The sequence below is a fragment of the Afipia sp. GW821-FHT04G03 genome (assembly GCF_059419985.1).
Genome location: NZ_JBWKSV010000003.1, coordinates 656,254 through 668,277, shown reverse-complemented (window position 1 = coordinate 668,277; position 12,024 = coordinate 656,254). Strand labels below are relative to the sequence as shown.

Below are 12,024 nucleotides of genomic sequence, written 5' to 3'. Positions count from 1 at the left end.
CTTCATGAAGATAACACTCGCCGGCTCGCGCCATTTCGGTGTGGAGACGCTGAACATGATGCGCGGTCATGGCATCGAGGTGATCCGCGTCGTGGTGGCGGACGGAGAGGACCGGCTCGCAGCCGCGGCCCGCGCGGCGGGCATCGAGGTCGTGGTGCAGGCGAAGCCGAAACTGATCGTCGCATCTGAAATCGCGCCCGACACCGATCTGATCGTGACCGCGCATAGCCACGCGCTTGTCAGCCAGGAGGCGCTGAAGGCCTCGAAGCACGGCGGCATCGGGTATCATCCCTCGCTGCTGCCGCGTCATCGCGGCATCGCCGCGATCGAATGGACCATCAAGGAAGGCGACCCGATCGCGGGCGGCACGATCTATCATCTCTCCGAACGGCTCGACGCGGGCGCCATCGCTGCGCAGGACTGGGTGTTCGTGAAGAAGAACGAGACCGCGCGGGAATTATGGGAGCGGGCGCTGGCGCCGCTCGGCTTGCGGCTGCTCGCGCAGGTGATCGATCAGGCCAAGACCAGCGGCAACCTGCCGTCGATGCCGCAGGATGAGCAGTTCGCCACCAACGCGCCAAGGCTTGATGTTGAAAAACGGCTTGATGTGGAAAAGCCGCACGCCGCGGCGAAGAGCGCAGCGTCGTAGATATTATCTGGATCTTTTGTATCGACGACTGCCGAACTGGCAGTTTCTCTCAGGCGTCATTGCCGGGCTTGACCCGGCAATCCATCGTCTTCGCAAAATGCTCTTTTCAAGGAAGTCGTGGATCACCGGGGGGCAAGCCCGGTGATGACATTTGTTGGCATTGCGGATTCAATAAACATCCTTGCAATCGTAGCCAAGGATCACGCCGCCCGCGTCTCGCCGACCCGCACGGCGCGCGACACCAGATCGGTCGCGTCGGTCACACCGCCGGCAGCCTCGCGCACGATGGTCTGCGCCATCTTCGCTTTCGTCGCCGGCGTGCGATTTTCCACCGCGATGTTTTCCACCGCGATGTCGAGAATGCGCCTGAGCGTGGCGACGTAATCCGGATCGAATTTTTCTGCGAGATTTTCCCGGGCGTTTCCTTGGAGGTTTTTCTGCGGATGGATGACCATGTACTTTTCCTCTTTCGGTATTTCATCGCGCGATTGCGAAGCGTGGGATGTCGCCGCGATTGCGCGCTTGGTGAGCGGGCGGAACATGCCGCCGCAATGGGGCAGATGTGAGTCAGCGGGACGAATTGCACCCTGCATACGGCGATGTGAAATTGGAAAAGCTCCAGTCACATTTCTTTCAAGAATGCAGCGCTGCCGCGGCGCAATTTGATCGGAGCGAGCGAGAATCGCACCACATCTTGTGTCCATCGATGGACAATCCGCGCGCCGAGAGGCATGATTTCACACCGTCGACATAAGAGTAAACGCAAACGCACGCAAATTTTACGACAGCCCGTTGCGTCAGGATTTCATGACAGATTTTTCATGTGGAAAGTGACCGGCGATGTTCCCGAAAACCTTCTCCCGAACGGCCTTTGCGCTGCTGGCTTTTGCCATACTGGCTTTTACAGCAGTCTTGGGGCCGCTGGCCGCGGAATATGTCGTGCCGAGCAAGCCGTTCCTTGAGAAGAACGGATTTGATCTGCGTTCGGCGGGATTCAGCATTCGCCTGGCCAACGATCCCGCGAGCCAGCGCGCGCTGAAGGCGCTGCCGCCGCATCGCTTCGTGATTCACACCAAAGCGGGCGGCGTGCCGCGTTACGTCTACGCCGATCCGGGCGTGTGCAATTGTATTTTCAGCGGCACGCGCGACAACTACAAATCCTATCTCGAGATTCTTCGCCAGCCGATCCCCGGCGTCGCCGACGTCTCGCCGGATTACAAGACGCAAGCCAGCGCGCTGCTGATGGACGAGCCCGCTTATTTCGGCGTGCTCGACAACGACGACACCATGTCCGACTATTTCAGGGATTATCTCTAGAGCCTTCCGGCGTTATGCTTTGACGCGTTTTCTTCACGCGAACCGGTGCCCACTTCGCTTGAAAACGCTATGGCTGCGCATTCTTGTGCGTCGCCACACAATGGCTGCGCCGATTGTGCACTTGTGACCTCAGGATTTTGTTTGTTACGTTTCCGGTGTTGTCCATCAACACATGCTGACCGCGCGCCAAGTCGCGGCAGCCGGGAGGTAACGAGATGACGTCACGACGCGCCGCGATCGGTTTGATCGCGATGAGCTTTGCTGCATGTTTATCGATTGTCGGCGCTGCGGCGCAGGATTACCCCACGCGCCCTGTGCGCTGGGTGGTTGGTTATCCGCCCGGCGGCGCGACGGATATTCTCGCTCGCCTGGTTGGCCAACGGCTGTCCGAACGTCTGGGACAGCAGTTCGTCATCGAGAACAAGCCGGGTGCGGGCAACAATGTCGGCACCGAAGCGGTGGTGAACGCCGATCCGGATGGCTACACGGTCCTGCTCGTCAATCCCGCCAACGGGATCAACGCGTCGCTCTATGCGAAACTGAGTTTCAATTTCATCCGCGACATCGCGCCGGTCGCGGGCCTTGCGCGGGTGCCGAACGTCATGATCGTACCGCCGGATTTCCCTGCGAAGACGGTGGCCGAATTCATTGCCTATGCGAAGGCCAATCCCGGCAAGGTCAACATGGCCTCAAGCGGCAACGGCACATCGATTCATCTGTCCGGCGAATTGTTCAAGGCCATGACCGGCGTCGAGATGCAGCACATTCCCTATCGCGGCTCCGCGCCCGCGATCACGGACATGCTCTCGGGCCGCGTGCAGGTGATGTTCGACAACATGCCTTCGGCGATCTCGCACATCAGGGCGGGAACGCTGCGCGCGCTTGCGGTGACGACGACCTCGCGTTCGGCTGAATTGCCCGACGTTCCCACCGTGGGCGACACCGTGAAGGGCTACGAGGCCAGCGCGTGGTTCGGTATGGGAGCGCCCGCCAAGACGCCGAAGGACATCATCGCCAAGCTCAACAAGGAGATCAACGCGGTCCTTGCGGAGCCCGAGATGAAGAAGAAGATCGCGGAAATGGGCGGCGTCACGCTGGTCGGCACGCCGGAAGACTTCGGCAAGATCATCGTCTCCGAAACCGACAAGTGGGAGAAGGTGGTGAAGTTCGCCGGGGCGAGGGTGGATTAGGTTTCGAGGCCGAGCCGCTTCACATCGAGAACCTGAGGCGCTCGACGTCATTGCGAGCGCAGCGAAGCAATCCAGCTTGAAAAGCAAGAACTGGATTGCTTCGTCGCTACGCTCCTCGCAATGACGGACGCGCTTAACGCAAATATTGCGTCATTCTCCGGTCATCCCGCGAAAGCGGGGATCCATTCTTTGCTCAAGCCATGAAGCCGCAGTCTTGAAGACCGGTCCCCGCTTTCGCGGACGACATTGTGGGGGATGCGTCGTCATTCGCGGACGTCCTAACTGAGCGTCGCGTGCGAAAAGCCCGCAGGTTCTTCGCCGGATCACTTGATCCCCGCCGCCTTGACGAGCGCTGCGCTCGCAATGGTTTCGCGCGCGACCAGCGCGTCCATCTCGGCGGGCGTCATCGGCCATGGTTCGACGCCGAGTTTCTTGAGGCCGGCCTGCATGTCAGGCGTCGCCAGCACCCTGGTGCCCGTTGCATGGAGCTTGTCGACGACCTCCTTCGGCGTTTTCGACGGCACGAACACGCCGAACCAGATCGCGCTGTCGGCGTCCTTGAGGCCGATGTCCGGCGGCGAAGGCACGTCGGGCAGATCGGCGACGCGCTTCGGTGTCGAAACAAGCAGCGCGCGCACCTGGCCGCTCTGGATCAGCGGCAGCGCCGTCGCCAGCGGGCAGAAATAGAAATCGATGCGGCCGCCGAGAATGTCGGTGATCGCCTCCGCGCCGCCGCGGTAGGGAATGTGGGTCGCATTGAGTCCGGCGGCGAGGCGGAATTTTTCGGCGCTGATGTGAGTTGCGCTGCCGATGCCGACCGAACCGAAATTGATGGACGCGTCTGCCTTCTTCGCGGCCTCGATGAATTCCTGCGCCGTCTTCCACGGCTTCGACGGCGACGTGATCATGACGTTCGCGCTGTAGCCGATCATCAGCACCGACGACAGGTCCCTGGTGGCGTCGTAGGTGAGATCCGTGAAAATCGCCGGGGCGATGGTGATCGCGGAGGAATGCGCCAGGATCGCATAGCCGTCCGGATCCGAGCGGACGACAGAGGCGGTTCCGACCGTGCCTCCGGCGCCGGCGCGGTTTTCAACGACGATCGGCTGCCCCAGTTCGGTGGTGAGACGATCGAACAACATGCGCGGCACCACGTCCGTCGCGCTCCCTGCGCCGAAGGGGATGGTGGCCTTGATCAGTTTCGACGGCCATGTCTGTGCGGCGGCTGATGCGGATATGAGCAGGCACGCGAAAATCGTCAGCCGTTGCAGGGTCGTTCGCATGGGTTGCCCTCGTTGCATCTTTGCGCCGTGCATTCTGCACCGGCCTGCCGGGGGCATTGCAAGAATTATTCCGCAGAGGGGACAAATGCGGGTCGCTTTCGGCAACAAAAAAGCCGGCCCGAAGGTCGGCTTTTTAATTCGTGATGCGCGGGACGTCTTTACCGACGCATGATCCGATCCGAAAACCGGTTCCCACTTTTGGGGATCATGCGTTAGTACGCCGCTTCCATCGCCGCGTGTTCGGCGCGGGCGATGGTGGTCTTCACCGCCGCCTGCACCTTCTCGAACGCGCGGACCTCGATCTGCCGCACGCGCTCGCGCGACACGCCGAATTCGGCGGCGAGGTCTTCCAGCGTCATCGGCTCTTCGGCCAGACGCCGTGCCTCGAAAATGCGGCGCTCGCGGTCGTTGAGCACGCCCATCGCGCCGTTCAGCGCGCTGCGGCGGTGATCGAACTCCTCGTGCTCCGCCATGATGGCTTCCTGGTTGGGCGAGGTATCGACCAGCCAGTCCTGCCATTCGCCGGGTTCGCCGTCGTCACGGATCGGTGCGTTGAGCGACGCATCGCCGCCGAGACGGCGGTTCATGTCGACAACGTCCTGCTCGGTGACGCCGAGGCTCGTCGCGATCTGCTTCACCTGTTCGGGGCGAAGATCGCCCTCTTCAAGTGCGGAGATCTTGCTCTTCGCCTTGCGCAGGTTGAAGAACAGCTTCTTCTGGTTCGCGGTGGTGCCCATTTTCACGAGCGACCACGAACGCAGGATGTATTCCTGGATCGACGCCTTGATCCACCACATCGCGTAGGTGGCCAGGCGGAAGCCCTTTTCGGGCTCGAAACGTTTCACCGCCTGCATCAGGCCGACGTTGCCTTCAGAGACGACTTCCGAAATCGGCAGGCCGTAGCCGCGATAACCCATGGCGATCTTGGCCACGAGCCGCAGATGGCTTGTCACCAGCTGATGCGCCGCGTCGCGGTCGTCATGCTCGCGCCAGCGCTTGGCCAGCATGTACTCCTGCTGCGGCTCCAGCATGGGGAACTTGCGGATTTCGGTCAGGTAGTGAGAAAGGCCGGATTCTCCGTTGAGAACCGGAAGTGTAGCTGCACGGGCCATGTTGCGCCCTCCAGTTTTCACGCCCCCGATAGCGGCGGGCGAGGCAGGCAAGCCGCTGTGTCAAAGCCGGCAGCGCTGCAATGTTCCGCGCGGGGACGATCCCAGCGCAGGTGCAACATACTCCAAAACCCGAGGGGGAGGGAAGAACAAAACGTGGTCACGAAGGCGTGACCCGGGTTAAATGTCTGTAACCATGCGTCTTTTTAGCGCACCATCTTTAGTCTGTGCTACGCAAGGCCGCCTCAAGCAGAACTAAATCCTCCGGCAGGGCCGATTCCCAGTGGAGAATTTCTCCGCTCGAAGGGTGCTCTAACACCAGCAAATATGCATGGAGGGCCTGTCTGCCAAGGGCAGTCAGGGCGGCCTGGCTTTTCGGGCCGAGCTGACGGGCCTTGGTCTTGAAACCGGCGCCGTAAACATCGTCGCCCATCAGGGGATGGCCGAGATGAGCGAGATGGACGCGGATCTGATGGGTGCGTCCCGTCTCGAGCTGGCAGGCCAGCAGGGAGGCCACCGGCTTGGTATCGCGGCCGAGAAACGTCTCGACCGTTTCCCAGTGGGTGATGGCTTCGCGGCCGCCTTGCCGGACCGCCATTTTCTCGCGGGCGTGGGGGTGGCGGTCGATCGGCTCGTTGATGGTGCCGCTTTTGCGGTTCGGCGCGCCCCACGCGAACGCCATATAGCCGCGGCGCATTTCGCCGGTGCGGCCGTGGTCGGCGAACTGCGCCGAAAGCGACTGATGGGCGCGGTCGTTCTTGGCGACCACCATCAGGCCGGTGGTGTCCTTGTCGAGCCGGTGAACGATGCCGGGGCGGCGCACGCCGCCGATGCCGGAAAGGCTTGCGCCGCAGTGAGCGATCAGCGCGTTGACCAGCGTGCCGGTCTCATGCCCCGCCGCCGGATGCACCACGAGGTTCTTCGGCTTGTCGATGACGATGATGTCGTCGTCCTCGAACACGATATTGAGCGGAATGTCCTCGCCTTCGGGCTCGGCCGCGATGGCCGGCGGCACGTCGATTGTGATCGTATCGCCCGCTTTGACATGATAAGCGGGGTCGTGAACCGGGCGAGGGTTGTCTTGGCCAATGCTGACCTGGCCCGCGAGGATCAACGCCTTCAGGCGCGAACGCGACAGGCCGGGACTGCGCACGGCCAGCACGCGGTCCAGCCGTTGCGATCCTTCATCGCCCTCGACCGTGACGGTGTGGAGACCGGAAGTCTCGTCGCGTTCGTTTTCGTCCTGATCGGAAGAGTCTTGCATGTCTGAAACTGTTACGCCTGAAACTGTTGTGCCCGATCCGACACCCGAGCAGGCCGCGCTGATCGCGCGGGTGCGCAGGATGATGTTGATCGCAGGCCTGACCACGGCGATTGGCGTGGGAGCCTTGCTGGTGGCCATCGGCTACCGCCTTTTCCGCGCAGAGGGAAGCGTTCAGGTGACCGATGTGACGGCCACCCTGCCGAAAGGCGCGCGGATTGTCTCCACGGCGGCCTTGGGCGACCGGCTCGCGGTGACCGTCGAGATCGGCGGCGCGACCGAAATCCGCACCTTTGACGCCAAGACCCTGAAGCCGGTGGGGCGGCTCAAATTCGCCAACGAGCCTTAAGCGTTCGCGACGCGCGCGCTGGCCGGCGTTCCATTCGCTCGCGCGTCGGTGGCGGATCGCGCCGCGAAGCGAGCGCATAGTTGGATTTCGCAGGCTCTCAAGCCTTGCAGGTGCGCCGTTTCGAGGTTATTCCCTTCCCCGCGCTTGCTCCCTTCGTCTAGCGGTTAGGACGCGGCCCTCTCAAGGCTGAAACAGGGGTTCGATTCCCCTAGGGAGCGCCAGTGATTTCAAAGACTTGCATGCTATTCTGAATTGAAGCGCTATCGCGTCTTTACACTATTCTCCAACAGCTATTTTTCAGCTCTCGCGAACTGATCTGGCACAAAAATGGACCCGAGCGAGACGATCGAATTACTCGACAAGCTCGAAGCGCTCGGCTTCACCAATCAGGCTTTCTCCAAACTCCACCACTTTAGATTGGTTGGTCGAAATGCCACGATCGGCCGTCATCGCGCTTACTGCGAGGGCACTGCGTCGTTCGCAGCCGACGGCGCAAATGTATTGGTGCAGCGTCGGCTGAAGCTGGTTCTCAATGCTTATCAAGCCGGCGGATTTAGCTCGGGCCGAATAGCGGTTTTTATTGCTCTCGCTGAGGCAGCTTTTTCTGAGATTCTTTCTGAAGTAAGCTAGCTCATCCACCGCCCGAAACCGTCGTTTAACGTTTGACGCCACGGTTCCGCGACCTACAATCCCGTTGCTTGGGGGCGGTAATGAATAAGAGTGGGCTTGCGTTACTCGGCCTGGCTGGGCTTATTTTGTCTGGCTGTATCACCACATCGATGCAGGGATATGCGGATCGCGATTTACCCGCTCGACCCGTACAGCGCATCGTTACTTATGTGGTTGCGCCCATCGCGTTGGCACCAAGTCTGCAAACCAGTATCGCGGAGGAAGCCGGCAAAAACGGTGTTTCATCCGAGGACGCTTATTCGCTGTTGCCGCCGACCCGCACTTACAACGACGCGGACATCCGAAAAATTCTCAACGAGAGCGGAATCGACGCTGTTCTGATTGTTAACGTCGGGGACACTGGCGTGTTGAAAGAATATGCCGGTACTTTTTTTCAGGGCCAGTACTCTGGGACGTCTGACGCAAGCGGCACGATTACACGAAGTGGAAACATTGCGAACGCGTCGCTCTCGGGAAATTCGTCCGGGACGATGACGGGCACGGCCACACCGATCATCAGGCATAGCCGGCAGACGACGTTCAATGCGCGGCTGATCGAGGTTACTACTGCTCGCAATCTTTGGGTTGGATCGGGGCAGGTTAGCGCCGGCGGCAAGCTCTTTGTGGGCAACGGAGCAAACGCATCGCAAACAGCCTCAGCAATTTTCCAGGATTTAAGAATGAAGAAAGTTATCGGTCGAGCATCATAACGCCCAAAGATCGTTACACGGGCGCTTTTGTGTCTCTTCACAATATCAACCCGATTATTGCTCTGCACTCTCACGCAGCGTGCATTGATCGCCTCGCAGCCAGATGATTACATCGCCGCGCTGGGGCACGGCATGTCAGGCCCATTCAAGAAGGAAGCTCAATCACGCAAACGATCATCTGAAAATGATTGGCCGATCAACGGCCGATCCATAGGGAGGAGACGCTTATGACCGATTTCACACCGGATCGCCGATCTCTGCTCAAAGGAAGCGCCGCCACGCTGGCTGCGGCTGCGACCATGTCGGCCGACCAGATGCTCGGCTACGCCAAGGCCTGGGCGCAGACCGCCCAATGGAAGCCGGAGCCCGGCGCCACCATCAACATGCTGCGATGGAAACGCTTTGTGGAGGCCGAGGACGTCGCCTTCATGAAGATCGTCGACGCCTTCCAGAAGGCCACCGGCGTTAAGGTCAACATCTCCAATGAATCGTTCGACGACATTCAGCCGAAAGCATCGGTCGCCGCCAATACCGGGCAGGGCCTCGACATGGTGTGGGGTCTGTATTCGCTGCCGCATCTGTTCCCCGAGAAGTGCACCGACGTCACCGACGTCGCCGAATATCTCGGCAAGAAATACGGCGGCTGGGCGGCTTCGGGCGAGGCTTACGGCAAGCGCGGCAACAAGTGGCTCGGCATTCCGGTGGCCGCGAGCGGCGGCCTTGTGAACTATCGTATCGGCGCCATGCAGAAAGCCGGCCACAAGGAATTCCCGAAGGACCTTGGCGGCTTCCGCGATCTCATCGCGGGCCTGAACAAGAACGGCACGCCTGCGGGCATGGCGCTCGGGCACGCGACGGGCGATGCCAACGGATGGCTCGCATGGTCGCTGTGGGCGCACAACGCCTACACCGTCGACAAGAACAACAAGGTCATCATCAACTCGCCGGAGACGGCGAAGGCGCTGGAATACGTCAAGTCGCTGTACGTGAATTTCATTCCCGGCACGGCATCATGGAACGACAGTTCCAACAACAAGGCGTTTCTGGCCAACCAGCTTCATCTCACGACCAATGGCATCTCGATTTATGTCGCCGCGAAAAAGGAAAATCCCGCCATCGCAGCGGACATGGATCACGCGCATCTGCCGGTCGGGATCAGCGGCCAGCTCCGGGAGCAGCATCTCGGCTTCCCGATCCTGATTTTCAAGTTCACCAAATATCCGCAGGCCTGCAAGGCGTTCACGGCCTTCCTGATGGAAGGACCGCAATTCAACCCGTGGATCGAGGCAGCGGGCGGATACCTGTCGCACTTCCTGCTGGCTTACGACAAGAATCCGATCTGGACCGCCGATCCGAAGAACACGCCGTATCGCGATGTCGCCAAGCTGGCGTCGACGCCCGCGGGCATCGGCACGTTGAACGAGAGCGCCGCGGCCGCCATCTCGGATTTCGTCGTGGTCGATATGTTCGCGAACTACTGCACCGGCCGTGAGGACATCAAGGGCGCGATGGCCGGAGCGGAACGGCAGTTCAAGCGGATCTACCGAGCTTGATGAGAAGCTGACGGTTCCCGCGCGCGGCGATCAAATTGCCGCGCGCGGGAAAAATTCCGTGAGCATCGCTTGCGCTCCTCACGATGACGCCCATTTGCGCGGCACGTCATAAAAAATATGACTGCACAATATCATTTCGACTCAATCGGCAGTCAAACTAGACTGGCCCCACAAGGACTGGCCCGTTACTCCCGCCGGTCCCTCCGCCCTGTCCATGTCCGCAATTTTCCCCGGGCACGACCCTGCGGACACGCGCAATCGATGAGGACATGATGCTCACGTCGCAGCAGTTGAAAAGTCTTTTCCCAGAAGAGAGCCAGCTCAAGGAATGCGGTTTGCCGCCGCCGATTCATCAGCGCGACACGCTGGTGAACGGCGTGCTGGAGAAGTGGACCGGGCCGGTGGAGACGGTGCGTTCGGCGATCTGCGTGCGCAAGTCCGATGGCTCGCTGCAGCAGGTGGAGCTTGGCAGCCATCCCGTCGGCGGCATACCGGACGCGAAGATCGCGCTCGATGCCGCGGTCGCGGCCTACGACAACGGGCGCGGCGAATGGCCGACCATGACGGTCGCGCAACGCATCGACTGCATGCAGGATTTCACCCGGCAGATGGTGGCGCGACGCGAGCAGATCGTAAATCTCATCATGTGGGAGATCGGCAAGACGCTGCCGGACTCGCAGAAGGAATTCGACCGCACCGTCGAATACATCAAGGCGACCATCGAAGCGCTGAAGCGCCTCGACAACGACAACTCCCGCTTCACGGTCGTGGAAGGCACCATCGGGCAAATCCGCCGCACGCCGCTCGGCGTGGTGCTGTGCATGGGGCCGTACAACTACCCGCTCAATGAAACCTTCGCGACGCTGATCCCGGCGCTCATCATGGGCAACACCATGGTGTTCAAGCCGCCGAAGTTCGGCGTGCTGCTGTTTCAGCCGCTGCTCGAAGCGTTCCGCAGCGCGTTTCCGAAGGGCGTCATCAACACGGTCTACGGCAAGGGCTCCGAGGTGGTGCCGATGCTGCTGGAATCCGGCAAGGTTAATGTGCTGACGCTGATCGGCTCCAGCCGGGTTGCCGACCATCTCAAGAAGATGCATCCGAAGGTCAACCGGCTGCGCGCCATTCTCGGGCTCGACGCCAAGAATGCCGCCATCGTGCTGCCGGACGCCGACGTCGAACTCGCGGTGAAGGAATGCCTGCTCGGCTCATTGTCCTTCAACGGCCAGCGCTGCACGGCGCTCAAGATGCTGATCGTGCATCGCTCGATCGTTGATAAATTTCTGGCGCGGTTCACCGAGGAGTTTGGCAAGCTGAAAGCGGGGATGCCATGGGAGAAGGGCGTTACGCTGACGCCGTTGCCCGAACTCGGCAAGGTCGAGCACATGACGCGGCTGGTCGCGGATGCAAAAGACAAGGGCGCCAAGGTCATCAACGAAGGCGGCGGCGTCAGCGAGGGCACGCTGTTCTATCCGGCCGTGGTTTACCCGGTGAAGGAAGGCATGTTGCTGTATCGGGAAGAGCAGTTCGGGCCGATCGTGCCGGTGATGGCGTTCGACGATGTCGACACCGCGCTCGACTACGTCATCACGTCAGAACATGGCCAGCAGGTCTCGATCTTCAGTCAGGATCCGGAAACCATCGGACGGCTGGTCGACCCGTTGGTCAATCAGGTCTGCCGGGTGAACATCAATTGCCAGTGCCAGCGCGGGCCGGACGTTTTCCCTTTCACCGGCCGGAAGGATTCGGCGGAGGGCACGCTGTCGGTCACCGATGCGCTGCGCTCGTTCTCGATCCGCTCGATGATCGCGGCGAAGCAGACCGAAGACTCCAAGCGGCTGCTCGACGACATCGTGCGCGACCACAAGTCGAACTTCATAAATACTGGGTTCATTTTGTAGTCGATACAAAACTCACGGACGGCTGCGCGAGCCGAC

At 60.9% G+C, this 12,024-nt stretch carries 12 protein-coding genes and 1 tRNA gene; 9 read left to right on the top strand and 4 right to left on the bottom strand.

Going from position 1 to position 12,024, the window contains the following annotated elements:
* Window positions 1-4 precede the first annotated feature (4 nt).
* A complete protein-coding gene (locus tag AC07UB_RS17545; RefSeq protein ID WP_492790735.1) occupies window positions 5-649 on the top strand; it encodes a formyltransferase family protein in 645 nt (214 codons plus the stop codon).
* 200 nt (window positions 650-849) lie between these two features.
* Here the strand turns inward: AC07UB_RS17545 and AC07UB_RS17540 are convergent, their stop codons facing one another.
* Entirely contained in the window at window positions 850-1,104 is a 255-nt protein-coding gene (locus tag AC07UB_RS17540) for a hypothetical protein (RefSeq protein WP_492792687.1), read from the bottom strand.
* A 385-nt stretch (window positions 1,105-1,489) separates the two neighbouring features.
* Between AC07UB_RS17540 and AC07UB_RS17535 the strand changes: the two genes are divergently transcribed.
* Both AC07UB_RS17535 and AC07UB_RS17530 read left to right on the top strand, forming a co-directional pair.
* A complete protein-coding gene (locus AC07UB_RS17535; protein ID WP_492790734.1) occupies window positions 1,490-1,966 on the top strand; it encodes a hypothetical protein in 477 nt (158 codons plus the stop codon).
* Window positions 1,967-2,181: 215 nt separating this feature from the next.
* The gene (locus AC07UB_RS17530; protein WP_492790733.1) at window positions 2,182-3,156 is read left to right on the top strand and encodes a Bug family tripartite tricarboxylate transporter substrate binding protein; all 975 of its coding nucleotides are present in this window, start codon (window positions 2,182-2,184) and stop codon (window positions 3,154-3,156) included.
* Between the two features lie 323 nt (window positions 3,157-3,479).
* Here the strand turns inward: AC07UB_RS17530 and AC07UB_RS17525 are convergent, their stop codons facing one another.
* From AC07UB_RS17525 to AC07UB_RS17515, 3 genes are all read right to left on the bottom strand, one after another.
* Window positions 3,480-4,439, bottom strand: coding sequence for a Bug family tripartite tricarboxylate transporter substrate binding protein (locus AC07UB_RS17525; RefSeq protein WP_492790732.1), 960 nt, complete (start codon window positions 4,437-4,439; stop codon window positions 3,480-3,482).
* Window positions 4,440-4,651: 212 nt separating this feature from the next.
* A complete protein-coding gene (rpoH, locus tag AC07UB_RS17520; protein ID WP_492790731.1) occupies window positions 4,652-5,551 on the bottom strand; it encodes an RNA polymerase sigma factor RpoH in 900 nt (299 codons plus the stop codon).
* Window positions 5,552-5,768: 217 nt separating this feature from the next.
* Window positions 5,769-6,917 carry an RluA family pseudouridine synthase gene (locus tag AC07UB_RS17515; RefSeq protein ID WP_492790730.1) on the bottom strand — a complete coding sequence of 383 codons (1,149 nt, stop codon included), beginning with the start codon at window positions 6,915-6,917 and terminating at the stop codon, window positions 5,769-5,771.
* Here AC07UB_RS17515 and AC07UB_RS17510 point away from each other — a divergent pair.
* The 6 genes from AC07UB_RS17510 to AC07UB_RS17485 all read left to right on the top strand — a co-directional run bounded on the left by AC07UB_RS17510 (window position 6,811) and on the right by AC07UB_RS17485 (window position 11,988).
* Complete coding sequence (locus AC07UB_RS17510; protein ID WP_492790729.1) at window positions 6,811-7,158, top strand: hypothetical protein; 348 nt, start codon at window positions 6,811-6,813, stop codon at window positions 7,156-7,158. The genes AC07UB_RS17515 and AC07UB_RS17510 overlap by 107 nt on opposite strands.
* Window positions 7,159-7,304: 146 nt before the next feature.
* A tRNA-Glu gene (locus tag AC07UB_RS17505) sits at window positions 7,305-7,379 on the top strand.
* A 106-nt stretch (window positions 7,380-7,485) separates the two neighbouring features.
* On the top strand, window positions 7,486-7,788 hold the full coding sequence (locus AC07UB_RS17500; protein WP_492790728.1) for a hypothetical protein: 303 nt from the start codon (window positions 7,486-7,488) through the stop codon (window positions 7,786-7,788).
* Window positions 7,789-7,868: 80 nt separating this feature from the next.
* Window positions 7,869-8,537: a hypothetical protein gene (locus AC07UB_RS17495; RefSeq protein ID WP_492790727.1), complete on the top strand. Its 669-nt coding sequence runs from the start codon at window positions 7,869-7,871 to the stop codon at window positions 8,535-8,537.
* Window positions 8,538-8,764: 227 nt separating this feature from the next.
* Window positions 8,765-10,090, top strand: coding sequence for an ABC transporter substrate-binding protein (locus AC07UB_RS17490; RefSeq protein WP_492790726.1), 1,326 nt, complete (start codon window positions 8,765-8,767; stop codon window positions 10,088-10,090).
* 269 nt (window positions 10,091-10,359) lie between these two features.
* Window positions 10,360-11,988 carry an NADP-dependent glyceraldehyde-3-phosphate dehydrogenase gene (locus AC07UB_RS17485; protein WP_492790725.1) on the top strand — a complete coding sequence of 543 codons (1,629 nt, stop codon included), beginning with the start codon at window positions 10,360-10,362 and terminating at the stop codon, window positions 11,986-11,988.
* The last annotated feature ends 36 nt before the right edge of the window (window positions 11,989-12,024 follow it).

Bases quoted from the DNA above. Each gene is read 5' to 3' on its own strand.
- AC07UB_RS17545 (WP_492790735.1), top strand. From the start codon at position 5: ATGAAGATAACACTCGCCGGCTCGCGCCATTTCGGTGTGGAGACGCTG.
- AC07UB_RS17540 (WP_492792687.1), bottom strand. From the start codon at position 1,104: ATGGTCATCCATCCGCAGAAAAACCTCCAAGGAAACGCCCGGGAAAAT.
- AC07UB_RS17535 (WP_492790734.1), top strand. From the start codon at position 1,490: ATGTTCCCGAAAACCTTCTCCCGAACGGCCTTTGCGCTGCTGGCTTTT.
- AC07UB_RS17530 (WP_492790733.1), top strand. From the start codon at position 2,182: ATGACGTCACGACGCGCCGCGATCGGTTTGATCGCGATGAGCTTTGCT.
- AC07UB_RS17525 (WP_492790732.1), bottom strand. From the start codon at position 4,439: ATGCGAACGACCCTGCAACGGCTGACGATTTTCGCGTGCCTGCTCATA.
- rpoH (WP_492790731.1), bottom strand. From the start codon at position 5,551: ATGGCCCGTGCAGCTACACTTCCGGTTCTCAACGGAGAATCCGGCCTT.
- AC07UB_RS17510 (WP_492790729.1), top strand. From the start codon at position 6,811: ATGTCTGAAACTGTTACGCCTGAAACTGTTGTGCCCGATCCGACACCC.
- AC07UB_RS17500 (WP_492790728.1), top strand. From the start codon at position 7,486: ATGGACCCGAGCGAGACGATCGAATTACTCGACAAGCTCGAAGCGCTC.
- AC07UB_RS17495 (WP_492790727.1), top strand. From the start codon at position 7,869: ATGAATAAGAGTGGGCTTGCGTTACTCGGCCTGGCTGGGCTTATTTTG.
- AC07UB_RS17490 (WP_492790726.1), top strand. From the start codon at position 8,765: ATGACCGATTTCACACCGGATCGCCGATCTCTGCTCAAAGGAAGCGCC.
- AC07UB_RS17485 (WP_492790725.1), top strand. From the start codon at position 10,360: ATGATGCTCACGTCGCAGCAGTTGAAAAGTCTTTTCCCAGAAGAGAGC.